The organism is Pseudomonas jilinensis (genome assembly GCF_003586265.1).
Lineage (GTDB): Bacteria > Pseudomonadota > Gammaproteobacteria > Pseudomonadales > Pseudomonadaceae > Halopseudomonas > Halopseudomonas phragmitis.
Genome location: NZ_QJSA01000017.1, coordinates 24,472 through 43,522, shown reverse-complemented (window position 1 = coordinate 43,522; position 19,051 = coordinate 24,472). Strand labels below are relative to the sequence as shown.

Annotated in this window: 13 protein-coding genes; 8 read left to right on the top strand and 5 right to left on the bottom strand. The window is 60.0% G+C overall.

The window, feature by feature from the left end; genetic code table 11:
* Nucleotides 1–161: 161 nt before the first annotated feature.
* From C2846_RS16555 to C2846_RS16530, 6 genes are all read left to right on the top strand, one after another.
* The gene (locus C2846_RS16555) at nt 162–4,022 is read left to right on the top strand and encodes a bifunctional diguanylate cyclase/phosphodiesterase (RefSeq protein WP_119701990.1); all 3,861 of its coding nucleotides are present in this window, start codon (nt 162–164) and stop codon (nt 4,020–4,022) included.
* Nucleotides 4,023–4,156: 134 nt separating this feature from the next.
* Nucleotides 4,157–5,410, top strand: coding sequence for a serine hydroxymethyltransferase (gene glyA / locus C2846_RS16550; RefSeq protein WP_080048221.1), 1,254 nt, complete (start codon nt 4,157–4,159; stop codon nt 5,408–5,410).
* A gap of 228 nt (nt 5,411–5,638) precedes the next feature.
* Nucleotides 5,639–6,379, top strand: coding sequence for a substrate-binding periplasmic protein (locus tag C2846_RS16545; RefSeq protein WP_119701989.1), 741 nt, complete (start codon nt 5,639–5,641; stop codon nt 6,377–6,379).
* Nucleotides 6,380–6,438: 59 nt separating this feature from the next.
* Complete coding sequence (locus tag C2846_RS16540; protein ID WP_131038234.1) at nt 6,439–7,455, top strand: hypothetical protein; 1,017 nt, start codon at nt 6,439–6,441, stop codon at nt 7,453–7,455.
* 163 nt (nt 7,456–7,618) lie between these two features.
* Nucleotides 7,619–8,923: a YjgN family protein gene (locus tag C2846_RS16535; protein WP_080048216.1), complete on the top strand. Its 1,305-nt coding sequence runs from the start codon at nt 7,619–7,621 to the stop codon at nt 8,921–8,923.
* On the top strand, nt 8,901–9,959 hold the full coding sequence (locus C2846_RS16530; RefSeq protein ID WP_165443849.1) for a M48 family metallopeptidase: 1,059 nt from the start codon (nt 8,901–8,903) through the stop codon (nt 9,957–9,959). The genes C2846_RS16535 and C2846_RS16530 overlap by 23 nt, the downstream gene beginning before the upstream one ends.
* On the opposite strand, the gene mqo is transcribed toward C2846_RS16530, so the two are convergent.
* Entirely contained in the window at nt 9,950–11,437 is a 1,488-nt protein-coding gene (gene mqo, locus C2846_RS16525; RefSeq protein WP_119701986.1) for a malate dehydrogenase (quinone), read from the bottom strand. The two genes, C2846_RS16530 and mqo, sit on opposite strands and share 10 nt — an antisense overlap.
* A 205-nt stretch (nt 11,438–11,642) precedes the next feature.
* Between mqo and thiO the strand changes: the two genes are divergently transcribed.
* Entirely contained in the window at nt 11,643–12,752 is a 1,110-nt protein-coding gene (gene thiO, locus C2846_RS16520) for a glycine oxidase ThiO (protein ID WP_119701985.1), read from the top strand.
* Between the two features lie 173 nt (nt 12,753–12,925).
* Here the strand turns inward: thiO and C2846_RS16515 are convergent, their stop codons facing one another.
* Genes C2846_RS16515 through C2846_RS16505 form a run of 3 tightly spaced genes read right to left on the bottom strand, consistent with a single transcriptional unit; the run spans nt 12,926 to nt 16,112 of the window.
* Entirely contained in the window at nt 12,926–14,269 is a 1,344-nt protein-coding gene (locus C2846_RS16515) for a sigma-54-dependent transcriptional regulator (protein WP_119701984.1), read from the bottom strand.
* Between the two features lie 33 nt (nt 14,270–14,302).
* A complete protein-coding gene (locus tag C2846_RS16510) occupies nt 14,303–15,895 on the bottom strand; it encodes a sensor histidine kinase (protein WP_119701983.1) in 1,593 nt (530 codons plus the stop codon).
* Entirely contained in the window at nt 15,876–16,112 is a 237-nt protein-coding gene (locus C2846_RS16505) for a PP0621 family protein (protein WP_119701982.1), read from the bottom strand. The genes C2846_RS16510 and C2846_RS16505 overlap by 20 nt, the downstream gene beginning before the upstream one ends.
* Before the next feature lie 139 nt (nt 16,113–16,251).
* On the opposite strand from C2846_RS16505, the gene C2846_RS16500 reads away from it, so the two are divergent.
* Nucleotides 16,252–17,883, top strand: coding sequence for an NAD+ synthase (locus tag C2846_RS16500; protein WP_119701981.1), 1,632 nt, complete (start codon nt 16,252–16,254; stop codon nt 17,881–17,883).
* Nucleotides 17,884–17,950: 67 nt separating this feature from the next.
* Here C2846_RS16500 and C2846_RS16495 read toward each other — a convergent pair whose 3' ends face one another.
* Entirely contained in the window at nt 17,951–18,943 is a 993-nt protein-coding gene (locus tag C2846_RS16495) for an outer membrane protein assembly factor BamD (protein ID WP_119701980.1), read from the bottom strand.
* Nucleotides 18,944–19,051: the final 108 nt, after the last annotated feature.

Genomic DNA, 19,051 nt, shown 5'->3' with positions numbered 1-19,051 from the left:
TGGATTCGACAAAACCCTGGCCTGTGTCAGGCGGGGCTGGAAAGTGGTGGCAAGGCTAGCCCAACTGAGGCTCAAGGGCAAACCCCCCTCAATCATGTCTCCTGTTATGGTACTGTCGGTTTCTTTAGCTCATCCGTTGGTGCACTACGGTTTTGAATAATATGCAGACACCTCCGGGCTGGCCGACTGACTGGCCGCCGCAAGCCAGCCGGGCCAAAGGCCGGCGAAGCCAGGGGCTGGGGCCGATACCGGTGCTGGTTGCCGGGCTGTTTCTGGCTGTTCTGATGGGCTGGCAGGCCTGGCAGGGGTTCCAGTTGTTGCGTTTGCAACATCATGCCCAGGTGGAGGAAAGTGTCTGGCTGATCGCTGATCAACTGGCGCTCAACCTGGATGTCAAATCACGCGCCCTGGCCCATGTTCTGGATAGTCTGGGGGCTCAGCCTGACGACCCTGTCCTGAGCGAGCTATTGCCGGGGCTGCGGCATATCCAGCCGGTTGATGTGCCGGCCAGCGCCCTGGGGCTGCCACGCGAGTCCTGGAGTCAACTAATCTGGCGCCTGCACCTGAGTGGCCAGGCCTTCGCGCTGGATTCCGATCCACGCCAGCGCGCGCTGTACTGGGCGGTGCCGGGTCGTGAACATGGCCGTTACTGGCTGTTGACGCTGGATGACCGGGTGCTGTCGCGGTTGGTCTCGGCCCAGGCGGCACACAGCTATAGCTGGTTGCTGGAAGATGCCGGGCATGCGCGGGTCATGGCCCGCCAGCAGCGTGACCGGCTGGTGTTTCTCGATAACGCGCCGTTATCGTCGATCGAGCGCGAGCAGGTGCTGGTCAGCGCGCCGGTTGCCGGTACGTTGTGGCAGGTGCGGGGGCTGGTCGAGCCTGAGTACTACCGTGGGCAACTAGGCCGCATGGTGACCTACAAGTTGCTGTTGTTCACAGCCTTTGTACTGGGTTTGATCCTGGTGCTTTGGGTGTTGACCCGCATGCAGCGACTCAACCGCCGGCTCGATGCCGACAGCAAGGCCTCGTTGCAGCATCTGCAAGTCAGTGAGCGCCGTTACCGCGATATTTTTCAAGGGGTCGGGATGGCGCTTTGCCTGCTCGACTTGTCGACTTTGCGCGTGTTTTTGCGCGCTCAGCGTATTGATAGTCAGCAGGTTCTTGATCAATGGCTGGAGGCCAACCCTGAACGTCATCAGGAGCTGCTGGAGACGATCCGCATACTGGATGCCAATCAGGTCACCCTGGATCTGCTGGCGCTGCAGACAGTGGAGGAGCTGGATACGCTGTTCCATCAGGACCACAGTCTGCGTGTCGGAGGCGCTCGCTATCAACTGGTGCTGGCAGTGATTCAGGGCAAGACCCGGATGGAGTTGGAGACGCCCCTGCGCACTCGCCGGGGTACGCTGCGCTGGCTGTGGGTGGTGATGTGCCTGCCGGAGCAGGTCGAGGATTACCGTGCGGTAACTCTGAGCATGACCGATGTCACCACCCGGCGCCGGGTAGAGGCTTCGATGATTGAACGCGAGCAGTTCTGGGCCCAGGTGGTCAGGTCGGTACCGGATGTAGTGTTCATCAAGGATGTTCAGCGCAACCGTTTTGTTTTCACCAATCGCTCTCTGATGCGTCAACTGGGTTACAGCCGCGAAGAGGAACAGGCCCTGCCGGCCTATCAGCGTGATCGCCTGTTGCACCCGGATGACCTGGAATACATGCAGGCCTGTCGCAATCAGTTGCAGGTACTCAGTGCCGATCAGATGTTGGAGTGGCGGGTACGCTGGCGCCATCGGCACGGTGATTGGCGCTGGTTTTTGCTGCAGGCCAAGTTGCTGGCGCATGACTCGCAGGGACGGGTGCGTCAGGTCATCGGCACGGCCAAGGATATCACCCAGCAAACCCTGGCCAATCAGCGTTTGCAGACCAGCGAGCAGCGCTACCGGCTGCTGGCTGAGAATATCAGCGACGTGATCTGGTCCACCGATGCCGAGTTCCATCTGGACTATATCAGTCCGTCGGTGGTCGCGGCGCTGGGCTACAGCCCTGGTGAACTGTTGAGCCGAGGTTTCGATGATATTGTGGTTGGCCCGCAGTTTCGCCAGTTCATGGACGCATTGCTCGACGAGTTGCGTCCTCTGGTGCGTCAGGCTGACCAAGCACAGCAACTGCGTGAGCAGGGATTCCGGCGCCAGATCAGCTTCGATTGCTTAAAGCTTGACGGTAGCAAATGTCCGGTGGAGTTGCGGGTTTCGCTGATGTGGAGTCAGCAGGGGCGTTTTCTTGGGTTGCTGGGCATTGCCCGCGACATCAGCGAACAGCGCCGTACGGAAAACCGCCTGCGCCTGGCGGCCACCGTGTTCGAGAACACTACTGGGGCGATTGTGGTTACCGATCCGGTCGGCTATATCGTCCAGGTCAACGAGAACTTCAGCCAGATCACCGGCTATCTGGCTGATGAAGTGATTGACCAGACCCCGCAACTGTTCTCCTCGCCGGTGCATGGTGAAAGCTTCTACCCGGATATTCTCAGAACCCTGCGCCAGCAAGGACGCTGGGAGGGTGAGCTGTGGCAGCGACGCAAGAGCGGCGAGGATTTTCCTTCCTGGGCCGGAATCAATGCAGTCTATGATCACGAAGGTGATCTGGTCAGCTATGTGTGTTTCTTCGTCGATATCAGCGAGCGCAAGGCCAATGAAGCCCGGATTGAAAGTCTGGCCTATTACGATGCGTTGACCGGACTGCCGAACCGTACCTTGTTCCAGGACCGGTTGGGCAATGCATTGCAGCAGGCCCAGCGGCGTAACGAATGGTTGGCGGTGATGTTTCTGGATCTGGATCGGTTCAAGCCGATCAATGACACCCTCGGGCATGCGGCTGGCGACGCCTTGCTCAGAGAGGTGGCCAGGCGCCTGTGTGACTGTGTGCGCGACAGCGATACCGTGGCGCGGATGGGTGGGGACGAATTCACCGTGTTGCTGGTCGGTCTCAAGAACCGGGATTCAGCGATGGCCGCCAGTGTGCATGTGGCCGAGAAGGTGTTGGCCAGTCTGGCTCCGGCCTTTGTCCTGCAGGAGCGGGAGTTCTTTATCAGCGCCAGTATCGGTATTGCCTTGTGCCCGCAGGATGCTCAGGAGGCCAGTGCCTTGCTCAAGTTTGCCGATACTGCCATGTATCACGCCAAATCCACGGGCAAGGCGACGTTCCAGTTCTACCAGAACGAGATGAACTCTCAGGCGCTGGAGCGTTTGAGTCTGGAGGCTGAGCTGCGCCGAGCACTGCAGGAGGATAGCCTGAGCCTGCATTTCCAACCGCAGTTCGACTGTGCCAGCTTGCAGTTGAGCGGGGCCGAGGTGCTGCTGCGCTGGCAGCACCCGCGCTTGGGTGCGGTGCCACCCAGTGTCTTCGTGCCAATTGCCGAGGAAATCGGCCTGGTTGGTAGTCTGGGCGAGTGGGTGCTGGATCGAGCCTGCCAGCAGTGGGCGCAGTGGCGTGATGCTGGTTTGCATTTGCCGCGGCTGGGAGTCAATGTCTCGGCTCAGCAGTTCGCCAGCGGGCAGGTGGTTGGTCAGGTACGGGCGGTGCTGGAACGCTACGCACTGGATCCGACCGTGCTTGAGCTGGAGTTGACCGAAAGCGTGTTGTTGCGCGACGTCGAAGATACCATGCAGGCACTGGCCGGCTTGAAGGCGCTGGGAGTGGCTATTGCGGTGGACGATTTTGGAACCGGCTACTCCTCGCTCAGTTACCTCAAGGAGTTTCCCATTGATACCCTGAAGATCGATCGAGGTTTCATTCAGGCGATGGCCGCCGACAGTCGCGATGCGCGCTTGTCCCAGGCCATCATCGCCATGGCCCGCAGCCTGCATCTGCGAGTGGTTGCCGAAGGGGTGGAGAGCGACGAGCAATTGCAACTGCTGCGCGGTTTTGGTTGTGACGAGGTGCAGGGCTATCTGCTCGGGCATCCGGTTCCGGCCCAGGTACTGCACGACGACTTCCTGTGTCAGGCGAAGGAAGGGGGCTAGGGGCTGTTTGGGCTGACCAGGCACTGCGTGAATGGATTTTGTTGTACCGCTGAACGCTTTTCATGTGCCAGGGGCCGCGGCTTGGGGTAAAATGCGCGCCTTTCATTCCCGAACGCCTGACAGGGGGCCGTGACATGTTTAGCCGTTCCAACGATATCGCCAGCTTCGATGCCGAACTCTGGGCTGCCATGCAGCAGGAAGAGCGTCGTCAGGAAGAGCACATCGAACTGATCGCTTCCGAGAACTACACCAGTCCGGCAGTCATGCAGGCCCAGGGCTCGGTACTGACCAACAAGTACGCCGAAGGCTATCCGGGCAAGCGCTACTACGGTGGTTGCGAGTATGTTGACGTGGCCGAACAACTGGCCATTGACCGGGCCAAGCAACTGTTTGGTGCCGACTATGCCAACGTTCAGCCGCACGCCGGTTCGCAGGCCAACGCCGCCGTTTATCTGGCTCTGCTGTCGGCTGGCGACACTATCCTGGGCATGAGCCTGGCCCATGGCGGTCACCTGACCCACGGTGCTTCCGTGTCCTCTTCCGGCAAGCTCTACAACGCCATCCAGTACGGCATCAATGATGATGGCCTGATCGACTACGACGAAGTCGAGCGCCTGGCGCTGGAGCACAAGCCGAAGATGATCGTGGCCGGTTTCTCGGCTTACTCTCAGGTGCTGGACTTCCCGCGCTTTCGCGAGATCGCCGACAAGGTCGGTGCCTATCTGTTCGTCGATATGGCGCACGTGGCTGGTCTGATTGCTGCCGGCGTTTATCCGAACCCGGTACCCTATGCCGATGTGGTCACCACCACCACCCACAAGACCCTGCGTGGTCCGCGTGGCGGCCTGATCCTGGCGCGCAAGAACGAAGAGATCGAGAAGAAGCTCAATTCTGCAGTCTTCCCGGGTGCCCAGGGTGGCCCGCTGGAGCATGTGATCGCGGCCAAGGCGATCTGCTTCAAGGAAGCACTGCAGCCGGAATTCAAGACCTACCAGCAGCAGGTGGTGAAGAATGCCAAGGCTATGGCTCAGGTGTTCATCGAGCGTGGTTTTGACGTGGTATCCGGTGGTACCGAGAACCACCTGTTCCTGCTGTCGCTGATCAAGCAGGACATCACCGGTAAGGATGCCGACGCTGCGCTGGGTCGCGCTCACATTACCGTGAACAAGAACGCTGTGCCGAACGATCCGCGTTCGCCCTTCGTTACCTCGGGCCTGCGTATCGGTACCCCGGCGGTTACCACTCGTGGGTTTGTTGAGGCTGACTGCCGCGAGCTGGCTGGCTGGATCTGCGACATCCTCGACAACATGGGTGACGAGTCAGTGATCGAGCGTGTGCGTGAGCAGGTCAAGGCGATTTGTGCCCGTCTGCCGGTATATACCGACTGATCGCACAATTTGCCGATCAACCCCCGTTGGGAACATTCCCGCGGGGGTTTTTTTATGGTCCTCGGCCGAAGCTGATTTAATCAGTATTTCCCTGGAGAGTTGTGTGAGAGTGTTTTGACGCTGGTTTTTTGGCTAAGCTACCATGGTCTACCAATGATGTGCGCCAGCGGAGCTGGCGGGTAGTGGGGCAGGAGCTGGGCAGTGGTCAAAACAATAAGAGAGTACAGGATGCGCATCGTCCTGCTGATTAGCATGTTCATGTTGGTGGTGCCGGCTGCCTGGGCTGTGGAGTCTGCCAAGCCCGTGGTGCAGGTGGCTTTCATGAAATTCCCAGGGCACGCTGAGCCAGACCAGGACGGCCAGCCGGTCGGGCGCACGGTCAGCCTGGTTCGACGTTTGCTTGAGCAGGCCGGTTATCCCTATGAATTACGGATTTTGCCTGCGGCCAGGGTGTTTGTCGGATTGCAGGACGGGGCCGTGCATCTGTGGCCGGGGTTGCTCAACAAGCCTGATCTGGCGCCCTACACGCTGGAGACTGAACGCGACCTGACCCAGGTGCGGATCAACCTTTATCACCGGCCCGGTACCCCGGCCCCGGTATGGCCGGACAGTCTGCAAGGTAGCAGTCTGATCCTGATCACCAATTACACCTACACCGACCGGCTACGCCGGATCATGGATGATCCGGGACTGAATATCACGATACACCGCAGTGCTTCGCATCAGGGGGCGATCAGCATGCTGCTGTTGGGGCGGGCGGATTATTTGCTGGAATACCGCAGTCAGGTGGAGCCGCTGCTGAGTGATTTCGCTCTGGACGAGTTGCCGCATATCGCCGTGGACAATCAGCCGATGCGTCTGGTGTTGTCGCGCCAGACCCAGTTTGCCGAGCAGTTGCGCAAGGATCTGGATCGGGCTTATGACGAGCTGAAGGCGCAGGGTGTTGAGTTGGATCCGACCCGCTTGTAGCACTAGGGTGACCCATTCAGGCGATTGCCGGGGCTGTATGGCTGGCCAACAATGCTGGCATGAGCGTTGATACAACAACTACATTGCCGGTGCTGCGCGAGGTTGATTGCCGCTGGCTGCTGGGGTTATATGCCCTGATTCCGCTGGTGCTGCTGATAGTGCTGCTGGATAGCCTGCCAGGTGGCGGGTGGCTGCGCCGGTCCTTACCCAATGACCCCATGCACTGGCCGTTCTGGACCCTGGTATTTGGTCTGCCGCACATTGTGGCCAGTTTCGTCAGCATGGCTGACCGTGATTACCTGCAGCACTATCGGCGCCGCCTGTTGTGGCCGTTGCTGGGCTTTGCCGCGCTGTCCACGCTCGGTTATGTCGGCCCGCAGCCGCTGAGCTATCAGTTGTTGTTCGTATTCCTGGCCTTTTACACGATCTACCATGTGCTGGCGCAGCAGTTGGGATTGTCGCTGATGATGCTTGGCATTGCGCCTTCGCCTGTATTCAGGGCTTGGAAATGGCTATCGGTGTTGGCCGGATTTGCCATCTACATGAATGTCTATGGCGCAACCTATATAGGCCGGCTGAGTCTGGGTTCGCTGGATATTTACCTGATGCTGCGCTATATGGCTGCCGCATTGTGCGCTGCGGTGATGGTGCTGGCATGGCAGTTGACCTGGCAGGCCAGGCATCGGATCGGCGTCTGGTATCTGTGGGGTAATGTCGCCTTGCTGCTGTCGGCTTTTGTCATCAATGAAGCCGGCTATACCCTGTTCGTGATCCTGATTCCGCGCGTTATCCATGATGTAACCGCGTATATCATTTACATAAGCCACGACAGCAACCGTAATCGCCAGCAACCGGTGAACCTGATTTACCGGATGGCCCGTGTTACACGATTGCCGGTCTGGCTGTTGTTGCCGCTGTTGTCCGGGCTGATTGCCTATGCGTTGACCTATTACCAGCAACTGCCTCTGATCGGTATCGTTATCCTCACGCTGTCATTTCTGCACTACTACGTCGAGGGTTTTATCTGGCGCACTCCAAATCCGCACCGCAGTTATCTGGCGTTCAAGCGTCAGTAACGCGGGTAGCGGAGCAGTCCGGCAAAAGCCTGGGCGCGGCATCGAACTCTCCAAGTTGCACAAAATGTTACAGCCTGCTTGAATAGCCTATTACGCAAGGATGCCGATTTGCCGGTATGCCGCGTATGACTTTTCTCTGCATTCATCCAATGGAAGGACCTGTATGGACACCAGGCATTACCGGGTACGCTATAGCGGCCAATTGGTCGAGGGGGTCTCGCCGGCGCAATTGAGCGCCAACCTGAAAGAACTGGGCTTCACTGACAGCCAGATCGATAGCTTGTTGAGCGGTCGCTCGGCAACGATCAAAAAAGGCCTGCCAAGAACCCAGGCGGAAATCTACCGGGCGCGTTTGAAAGTCGCAGGCCTGCTGGTTGAGCTTGAAGTTGAGGACGAGGCGCCTGCTGCAGACGTAGCGCCAGCAGGGGGCTCGGTACGCTTTGAGGCACGCGAGCCCAGTCGTGAACAATCCACCGAGCCAAGCCTGCCGCGGCGCCTGGAGCCGGTAAAGTTTACCGGGATCGGCAGTGAGTTTTTCGGCATCTGGATCGTCAATATCCTGCTTATTGTTCTGACTCTGGGGTTCTATGCGCCCTGGGCCAAGGTACGTACCAACCAGTACTTCTATGGCCATACCGAGGTTGCTGGCGCCAGTTTTCAGTATCTGGCTGATCCCTGGGTGATTTTTCGTGGCCGGCTGGTGGCTCTGGCGGCACTGATTCTCTGGATGGTGGTCTCCAACTTCTGGGCAATGGGGGCGCTGATTCTGCTGTTACTGTTCATACCGCTGGTGCCCTGGATCGTCATTCGGGCGCTGAAATTCAATGCGGTCAACAGCGCCTGGCGCAATGTCCGGTTCGACTTTCAGGGTGGCTACGGCCAGGCGTTCATGGCGATCTATATCTGGCCGCTTCTTGCTGTGCTGAGCTTGTTGCTGGCGCTGCCCTACAGTCTGTTCAAGTTGCACGGCTTTGTGGTCAACAACATGCGCTTCGGCACCATGCCGTTCCGCTTCAAGGCCAGCGGCACTGACTATTATGTATTCTTTTTCCGAGTGATCGGCGTGCTGGTTGGTTTTGTACTGCTGTCTCTGCTGGTCAGTTCTCTGCATGGCGCGTTGGCTATCATCACGGCCGCGATCGGCTATCTGGCGCTGTTTGGCTATTTCCTGGCTGGCCTGACCAATCTGATCATGAACTCCACGGTGCTGGGGCTGCATGGCTTCGAGTCAACTCTGGGCAAACGCCGGATGGTCTGGATCTATCTGACCAACAGCCTGTTCATCGTGCTGACGCTGGGGCTGTTCACGCCTTGGGCCAAAGTGCGGATGGCCGCCTATCGGGCCAGTTGTACTCAGGTGCAGGTGTATGGCGATCTGGACAGCTTCGTCGCTGCTGAAACCCAGCGCGCCAGCGCCATTGGTCAGGAGCTGGGCGAGGCCTTCGATGTCGGCATCCCGGTCATCTGAGCTGTGGGTCGAAGGGCAGTTTTTCGACGGCAAGCGCAGTCGTAGTCACAATGCCCGGCTGGGTTGGCGTGCAGAGCAGCTTTGGCTGATCAGCGATGCCGGTGAGCGGTTGCTGAACCGTGATGGCCTACGCCTGGGGACCCAGGTCAGTGGCGCGGCCGGGAGCCTGTATCTGGCCGACGGTGGCGTGTTCGAAAGTCGCGATCAGGCTGCTCTGCGGGCCGTGTGGCAGGCTGCCAGCGGACGTTCATCCGGCTGGTGGCTGAGCCGTCTGGAGACCAATTTCAAACTGATTGTGTTGGGCACGGTGTTGATGCTGGGGTTTCTGGTCGGCAGCTTCACCCATGGCATACCCTGGGTTTCGCGGCTAGTGGCCGAGGCGCTGCCGGTCGAGGTGGAGCGTTACCTGGGCCAGCAATCACTCGATAGTCTGGATCGCTGGCTGGAGCCCAGCCGTTTGAGCGAGGAGCGCCAGGCAGAGGTGCTGGCCAGTTTCCAGCCTTACCTGCAGCGGTGGGCCGAAGAGTACCCACAATACAGTCTGAAAGTGTTGTTTCGCCATGGTGACCGGCTGGGTGCCAACGCCATGGCATTACCAGCGGGCATCATTGTGTTTACCGATGAGCTGGTCGAGCTGGCTCGCGATGACCACGAACTGGTCAGTATTCTGGCGCACGAGGTAGGGCATGTGGTCCATCGCCACAGCCTGCGGGGGATTGTCCAGAGTTCATTGGCGGTTTGGATGATGGTGGCGCTGACCGGGGATCTGTCGGCAGCGTCGGACATGGCCGCCAGCTTGCCGGCGGTTCTGGCCAGTCTCAGTTATTCGCGGGGGATGGAGCGTGAGGCGGATGCCTTTGCTTTGCAATTCATGCGTGAACAGCAACTGGAACTGCGCCATTTCGCCAATATCATGCGGCGTCTGGAGGGCTCGGGTTCGGCTGCGGAGCAGACGGGCGGGCTGACTGATTTCCTGTCAACCCACCCGCCGACCCGTGAACGGCTGGTGCTGTTCGAGACCGAGGCTCAGGACTGAGTCAGCCCCAGGGTGCTGAGGGTCCGCTGGCGGACGCTCTTGAGCAGCTCGGCATCCTTGATCAGTGACTGACCATAGGACGGTACCAGCTCGCGCATCTTGGCTTGCCATTCTGCCGAGGCCATGCGCTCCTTGAAGCAGCGTTCCAGCACGTTGATCATTGCCTGCACGGCGGTTGAGGCGCCGGGAGAGGCGCCCAGCAGTGCCGCCAGGCTACCGTCTTTGGCCGCAACGATCTCGGTGCCGAACTCCAGCTTACCGTGACCATTGGCGTCCTTCTTGATGATCTGCACGCGCATGCCGGCATTCTGCAGGGCCCAGTCTTCGGCCTTGGCATTCGGGAAGAAGTTGCGCAGCGAGGCCACCCGATCCTTGTGTGACTGGAAGGACTCGGCGATCAGGTAACGGGTCAGATCCATATTGTCGATCCCGACTGCCATCATCGGTTTTACGTTGTAGCGTTTGACCGATGAGAACAGGTCCAGCACCGAGCCCTTTTTCAGGAACTTGGTGGTGAAGCCGGCAAAGGGGCCGAACAGCAGCGCGGGCTGACCGTTGATGATGCGGGTATCCAGGTGTGGGACCGACATCGGCGGGGCGCCAACTGGAGCCTTTCCGTACACTTTGGAGTGGTGGCGCTGGACGATGTCTTGCTTCTGGCAGACCAGCCATTGGCCGCTGACCGGGAAGCCACCGTAGCCTTGGCTTTCATCGATGTTGGATTTCTGCAGCAGGGGCAGCGAGCCGCCGCCGGCACCGAGGAAGACAAAGTTGGCGTTGATCTGTTTGTCTTCGCCAGTCTTTTCATCGCGCACCAAGACGCGCCAGTAGCCACGTTTGCTCTTGCGCAGGCTGCTGACCGAATGATTGAGGTTCAGTTCGAACTGCTCGTGGCGTTCGAGATTGGCAATCATGCTGCGGGTCAGTGAGCCGAAGTCGACGTCCGAGCCGAAGTCGACCCGGGTGGCGGCAACCTTTTCGCCGGGCTTGCGCTGTTCCATCACCAGCGGCATCCATTCGGCCAGCTGTTCGGCGGATTCGCTGAACTGCATCTCGGAGAACAGATGGTGGGCGCTGAGCAGCTCATGGCGCTTGCGCAGGAAAGCTACATCCTTGTCGCCCCAGACAAAGCTGAGGTGCGGGGTCGGATTGATGAAGCTTTTCGGCCCGGGCAGTATGTCCTGCTCTACCAGGTAGGACCAGAACTGCAAGGTCACTTCAAAGGACGCGTTGATCGACAGGGCCCGGTCAATACTGATAGTGCCATCGGGGCCTTCAGGAGTGTAATTCAGCTCACAGTAGCCGGCGTGACCTGTGCCGGCATTGTTCCAGCCATCGGTGCTCTCGTGAGCAACGTGATCCAGGCGTTCGACCAGGGTAATGGTCATGGCCGGATCCAGCTGTTTGAGCAACATTCCTAGGGTAGCGCTCATGACGCCACCGCCGACCAGCAATACATCAACGTTTTTTGCTGTCATTTACATGTCGCCTCTGGGGGTAAAACTGCGGCCAATGATACCGGTTTATCCAGCTCGGGGACACTGTTCATGACTAGGCCGATGGTCTAAGTCACGCTTACTACGCCATGCAGCGCGGCGTTCAAAATTGTCCTGTGTCATGTTCGGCTGGCGCGCCATGGTTTAAGCTGCCAGCCCGGAAACAGTGAGTGGAGAGCGTGTGACGATGAGTGATGCTGTGGTGATCGGGGGAGGGGTGATGGGCTGCCTGTCGGCGCTCAATCTGCTGGAGGCCGGTGCCCGGGTGACGCTGGTCGAGCGCTCTGAGCTGGGCCGCGAAGCGTCCTGGGCCGGTGGCGGTATCGTCTCGCCGTTGTATCCCTGGCGTTATAGTCAACCGATTAGTGCTCTGGCTGACTGGTCGCAGGGATTCTATCCCGGGCTTGGGCGCGAGCTGGCTGAGCTCACCGGCATTGATCCTGAGGTCAGTAGTTGTGGCTTGATGTGGCTTGATCATGATGAGCAGGCCGATGCTCTGAGTTGGGCTCAGCGCGAAGGTAAGCCGCTGCTCAGCGTCGACGCCGATTTTATTTATCGCCAGGTTCCCGGTTTGGCCCCGGGTTATCGCAGTGCGCTGTGGCAGGCTGATCTGGCCAATGTGCGTAACCCCCGGCTGATGGCCGCGTTGCGGGCCAGGCTGCTGCAGTTTCCCGGTTTTACTTTATTGGAACACACGCCGGTCCAGTCCTTGCTGGTTGAACAGGGCCGCGCCTGTGGTGTACGTCACGCCAAGGGTGAGTTGCGGGCCGATGCCGTGGTTCTGGCGGCTGGCGCCTGGAGTGGCGAGTGGGCTGCGGCGTTGGGTCTGAGCTTGCCGGTCGAGCCGGTGAAGGGGCAGATGCTGCTGTACAAGTGCGAGCCAGGCTGGTTGCCGAGTATTGTCCTGTTTGGGGGGCGTTATGCGATTCCGCGGCGTGATGGACATGTGCTGGTCGGCAGTACTCTGGAACATGCCGGGTTTGATAAAACCCCGACCGAGCAGGCTCTGGCCTCGTTGCGTGAGTCGGCGCAGCGGCTTCTGCCGGCTCTGGAAAATCAGGCTCCTGTCGCTCAGTGGGCCGGTCTGCGTCCGGGTTCGCCTGATGGTGTGCCGTTCATTGGTGAGCTGTCGAGCCTGCCCGGGCTATGGCTGAATGTCGGGCATTACCGCAACGGTTTGGTGCTGGCGCCGGCTTCCTGCCGGTTGCTGGCTGATCTGATGGGAGGGCGTGCGCCGGTGATCGATCCGCAGCCCTATGCGCCGGCTGGGCGGCTGGAGTCTGTCCGGGTTCGTTAAGGAAACACTGATTAAATCAGTTTCGGTGCTGGCCCAATTGTCGCTGACCTGTTCTGGACACGCCGTGAACCCATCCCTGGGGGCTTGACGATGCCCATCCAGGGCATCGACAGTCCAGAACAGGTCAGCGACAACCGGGCTGCTGAACTTATGTGCAATTAATCAGTGTTTCCTTAATCTTCCAGCCCGAGTTTTTTCAGCCGGTAGCGCAGTGAGCGGAAAGTCAGGCCCAGGCGCTTGGCTGCTGCGGTCTTGTTCCAGCGGGTTTCTTCCAGGGCCTGGGTAATAGCTTGGCGCTCGATCTGATCCAGATAGTCTTCCAGCGAGTCGATCTGGGTCAGGTCCGGCTGGTCGTCACCGCTGCTTGGGCCGCCACTCAAATGAATGTCATCGGCCTGCAGGGCGTTGCCCTCGCACAGGGTGAAGGCCCGTTCCAGAACATTTTCCAGCTCCCTGACGTTGCCGGGGAAGCGGTAGATGCATAGCCGCTCGAGGCAGGCTGAACTCAGGCGGGGCTGCGGGCGCTGGTTGCGTTCGGCCAGTCGGCTGAGGATGTGGTCACACAGCAGTGGAATATCTTCACGCCGCTGGCGCAGCGGCGGCACATGCAGCTCAATGACGTTCAACCGGTAGAACAGATCCTGACGAAAGCGCCCGGCGGCTACTTCGGCGGCCAGATCCTTGTGCGTGGCGCAGAGCAGACGCACATCGACCGACTCTTCCTGCTGGGTGCCGACCGGGCGCACGGCCTTCTCCTGAATGGCCCGCAACAGCTTGACCTGCATGGCCATGGGCAGGTCGGCAACTTCGTCGAGAAACAGGGTGCCGGCATGAGCGGCCTGGAACAGTCCGGGCTTGTCGGCCACGGCGCCACTGAAGCTGCCTTTGCGGTGGCCGAAGAATTCGCTTTCCATCAGTTCCGAAGGAATGGCGCCGCAGTTGACCGGCACGAACGGCTGCTCGGCTCGTGGGCCAAGGGCGTGAATGCGCCGGGCGACCAGTTCCTTGCCGGTTCCAGACTCGCCGCTGATGTAGATCGGCGCTTGGCTGCGGGCCAGTTTTCCGATTTGCCGGCGCAGTTGCTGGATAGGTGGAGATATCCCCAGCAGCGGGTCGTCGAGATCGGTGTGTTCGTCTTCAACCGGCGGGTTGCTCAGACGCAGGGCGCTGCCAACCAGTTCGCGCAGGCGTTGCAGGTCCACCGGCTTGGTCAGAAAGTCGAAGGCGCCGGCCTTGAGTGCACTGATGGCGGTATCCAGGCTGCCGTAAGCTGTGATCATGGCGACCGGGGTCTGTGGGCAATGAAGCTGGATATGGCGGACGATGCTCAGCCCGTCACCGTCGGGCAGGCGCATGTCGGTCAGGCAGAGCTGGAACTGCTGCTGGTCGAGCAGAGCGAGGGCTTCGGCCTGGGTGGTCGCGCTGCGGGTTCTGACGTTCATGCGCCCCAGCGTCATGTCGAGCAATTCGAGAATATCTGGCTCGTCGTCGATGATCAGTACCAGCGGACTACTCATTGGTGACCTGCAAGCTCCTTGTCGGATGGTTGTTCATACCAGGCGTTTGGGGTGGGCGAAGGTAATGCGCATGCAGCTTCCCCGGGGCTCCAGGCGCTGATATTCAAGCCGTGCCTGATTGCTTTCACACAGTTCGCGGGAAATATACAGGCCCAGGCCGGTTCCGGTACGTTCGGTGGTGTAGAAAGGCTCGAAAATGTGACTCAGGTGTTCTTCTTCGATGCCTGGGCCGCGGTCGATCACCTCCAGCACCGGCAATTCGGTTTCAGGATGACAGTATAGTCGCAGCCAGACGGTTCGTTTGGTGCCGGGTGTGCCGCTGTAGCGCAAAGCATTATCCAGCAGGTTGCCGAGCACCTGGCTGAGCTGGCTGGGATCCATGCGAGTCTGGATAACGCCATCCTGAATCTGGCATTCAAGCTGGTCGGTGCCTGGATGGGCGTCGCGGAAATCGTCGGCGCACTGCCTGACCCAATCCGCCAGATTGACCAGTTGCGGCTCACTGGGGCGTCGGCGCGAAAGCTCCAGCACAGTTTCGATCACCCGGTTCATGCGTTGTGAATGCTGCTGAATGATTTCAGTCAGGCGCTGGTCCTGTTCGACGATCTGATCCGATTCGTGCAGCAGTTGTGCGGCATGACTGATCGCGCCCAGCGGGTTGCGGATTTCATGGGCGATACTGGCGGTCAGGCGCCCGAGCGATGCCAGTTTGAGTTGCTGGGCCTGCTGCGCCACCTGAGTATTGTCGTCAAGAAATACCAGAACGGCGTTGTCTTCACCGCCGGTCAGAGGTTTGAAGTTGGCCATGATCTCGACACCGCCGCTGTGGTTGCGAAAGCCCCCGGAGCGGCGGGAGGGGTTGGCTTGCCAGTGTCGCAGGCGCTCGGCCAATTGTGGTGCCAGGCCCTCCAGAGCCATGCCGCGAATGATGGGTTTGCCGAGCATTTGCGCAGCGGCTTCGTTGGCCTGAAGAACCTGACTGTCGGCGCCGACCACTACGATGCCAGTGCGCATGCGCTGAATGATTAGTTGGTTGAGCCGCTCCAGGCTGGCCAGGCTGGCGGCCTGTTGCTTGGCCAGGTTTTCCGAATGCGACAGGCGCCGGCTCAGGCGCTGAACGAACAGTGCGACGGCGAAGAAAATGCAGCCGAGTACGCCGACTTGCAGGTAATTCTGGCCGATGCCCGGATGTGACAGGCTGAGGAAAAAGGTCAGATAGATCAGCAACAGGCTGGCCAACGCCGCCAGCAATAGACCGATCCGGCCATGCAGCAGGGTGTTGCCGACGGCCACTGGAATGATCAGAAGGTTGCCGAAGCCGCTGCCAGCCCCGCCTGCGGCATAGAACAGAATGCCCAGCAGCAGAATGTCGAGCGCCGCCAGGGCGAACAGATACAGGTTGCGATGGCCCTGGTGCAGGATCAGGGCGATCACCAGATTGATGATCAGGTATAGCCAGCTGACAGTTTCGTAGAGCTCCGGGCTGTTCAGCTCCAGCAGTCCGTCACGTAGCGCGTTGCTGGTCAGCAGCGCCAGCCCCAGGCCCAGAATAACCCGGTAGAGGTTGTAAAGCCGGAGAATGCGCGGTCGCTGCGAGTCGATTCGCTCAGTGCTGGGCAGCGGCATCACGGTGCTCTGGGCAGCAGTACCAATGGTCGCCGGCGCGAACCGCCTGGGACTGTGGCAGATGGAGCTGGCAATGGGCGCAGCGAACCATCAGTTGCGGGCGTTCAGGCTGGGCGTTGGTAGGGCGGTTGGCCGCCTGCCAGGCCTTAAGTCGGCGCCAGAAGGCCATGATGGCCAGAATCAGTACGACCAGAATGATGAGTTTGATCAAGCCCATGGGGTGCCTTGTTTGCTGATGAGTGTCCAGTTTAGCTGACTCGGCCCCGACTGGGCATGGCTTTCGATGCCTCTGGTGATTGCGGCGGGGCCGAGCTATACCGGACAATAAGCGCCAGTCAGGATTCAGGAGAAGGCAGATGACAAACAGTCTGCGTGTAGTGATGGCCCAGCTCAATTTGCGGGTAGGTGATATTCGCGGCAATCTGGAGCGGATCATCGAGGCCGCAAGTCATGCCCGGGATGAGCTAGGGGCCCGGGTCATCGTGTTTCCCGAGCTATCGCTGTGCGGTTATCCGCCGGAAGACCTGCTGCTGCGCTCCAGTATGCAGGCCCGTATCGAGCGGGCCCTGCAGACCCTGTGTGAACGGGTCCAGGGCATCTATCTGGTGGTTGGTTACCCGTGGTACGAGGGCGAGCAGTGCTATAACCAGGCGGCCGTGATTGCCGACGGCAATCTGCTGGCCAGCTACGCCAAGCAGCATCTGCCCAATTACCGGGTGTTCGATGAGAAGCGCTACTTCAGCGAAGGCTCGGGCTCCTGTGTGCTCGAACTGGATGGCCTGCCGGTGGCCCTGAGTATCTGTGAGGACATCTGGCATCCGCAGCCGATGGCCCAGGCTCGGGCGGCCGGGGCGCGGCTGATGCTCAACCTCAATGCTTCGCCATTTCACATGGACAAGCAGGGTGAGCGTGAGGCAACCCTGACTGAGCGCTGCGCCGAGGGCGAGATGCCGGTGCTTTATGTTAATCAGGTGGGGGCTCAGGACGAGCTGATTTTCGATGGTGGTTCGGTGGCCATGGCTGCCGATGGCCAGATCGCCTTGCGCGCACCGGCTTTCGCCGAAGGGCTGTATCCGGTCGATGTGCGGTATGACGATGAGCAGGTCAGCCTGCGTCAGGGCACTCTGGCGCCGATGCCCGAGCTTGAGGCCAGTGTCTATCAGGCCCTGGTCTGTGGCGTGCGTGACTATGTCAACAAGAACGGCTTCAAGGGCGTGGTGCTGGGCCTGTCCGGTGGCATTGACTCAGCGCTGACCCTGGCGGTCGCTGCGGATGCGCTTGGCGCCGAGCGGGTCGAGGCAGTGATGATGCCCTATCACTATACCTCCAGTATGAGTCTGGAGGATGCCGAGGCTCAGGCCAAGGCCATGCATGTCACCTATCGGGTGCTGCCGATTGCGCCGATGGTCGAGGCTTTCATGCAGACCCTGGCACCGGTGTTCGAGGGCTTACCGCGCGACACCACCGAGGAAAACCTTCAGGCGCGCTGTCGTGGCACCCTGCTGATGGCGCTGTCGAACAAGACCGGCGCGCTGGTGCTGACCACCGGCAACAAGAGCGAAATGGCGGTTGGTTATGCCACGCTCTATGGCGACATGGCCGGCGGCTACGATGTCCTCAAGGATGTACCCAAGACGCTGGTGTTTCGTCTGGCTGAATACCGCAACACGCTGGGTCAGGTGATTCCTCAGAGGGTCATTGACCGGCCGCCGTCGGCCGAACTGGCTCCTGATCAAAAGGACGAAGACTCGTTGCCGGCTTACCCGGTGCTGGATGAGATCCTGCGTCTGTATATCGAACACGATCTGTCGGCCAGCGCGATCATCGCTGCTGGATTTGACGAGGATGTGGTTAAACGAGTGGTGCGTCTGGTTGACCTGAATGAGTACAAGCGGCGTCAGGCGGCGGTCGGGGCAAGGATTACCCAGCGTGGTTTCGGTCGTGACCGGCGCTATCCGATCACCTCGGGTTGGGCGATGGACGACTGATCGGCTGGGGGACAGTCAACAGGGCAATAAAAAACCGGCATCAGCCGGTTTTTTATTGGGTGCGGGTTCAGTCGTCGAACAGACCGAAGGTCAGGCGGCTCCAGATTGAGCGCTTGGGCTGCTGTGGGGCACGGATCTCGCGGGGCAGCGAAGTTACCGCATCCTGATACTGACGCTCCATTTCCCGTTCCATCTGGGTCTGGCCACTGCGACGACTGGGTGGGGCGACCAGCTTGTTCAGTGAGCCCAGGGTCATGGTTTCGACCCAGCCTGCTTCGCGTTGGGCTGGCTGGACATGGTGGCGGAACTCGCCTGACTTGAGGCTGGGATGATCCGGATAGTTGCTCTGCAGGGTCTGCAGGGCGGTATCGGCCAGCTCGTCCATGGCCAGACGCCGGTAGCCTTCGACCATCAGTGCCAGGCCATCGGGTACCGAAGGTGTCTGCTGGAAGTTTTCGACGATATAGCGACCACGGTTGGCGGCGGCGACATTAGCCCCGCGCTTGAGGTAGTAATGGCCAACGTGGGCATCGTAGGCGGCCAGCAGGTTGCGCAGATAGATCATGCGCAGACGGGCGTCCGGTGCGTAGCGGCTGTCGGGGTAGCGGCTGACCAGCTGGGCGAATTCGTTGAACGAGTCGCGGGCGGCACCCGGGTCGCGCCGGGTCATGTCCAGCGGCAGGAAGCGTTCGAAGATGCCGCGGTCACGGGTGAATGAGGCCAGGCCGCGGATATAGTAGGCATAGTCGACATCCGGGTGCTGCGGGTGCAGGCGGATGAAGCGGTCGGCCGAGGCGCGAGCGGCTTCCGGCTCCAGGTTCTGGTAGTAAGCGTAGATCAGCTCAAGCTGCGCCTGCTCGGCAAACCGGCCAAACGGATAGCGTGACTCCAGAGCCCGGAGTTTTTCGATTGCCGGGCCGTAGTTGTTGGCATTCAGATCCTGCTGGGCCATCACGTAGAGCTCTGATTCGCTCAGCGACTCGTCAATCACGCCCCGTTTGGAGGAGCAGGCGACCAGCAGAGACAACATAGCGACCAGCAGAAGATGTTTCATCGACATAGCATGATTCCGGAGGGATGGCCCGAGCTGTGAAGCTAGGGAACGTCCTGTTATAGTTGGCGCTTCTTGGGAATCGCTGAAAAACTACCTGCGTTGGCAATACTGCGT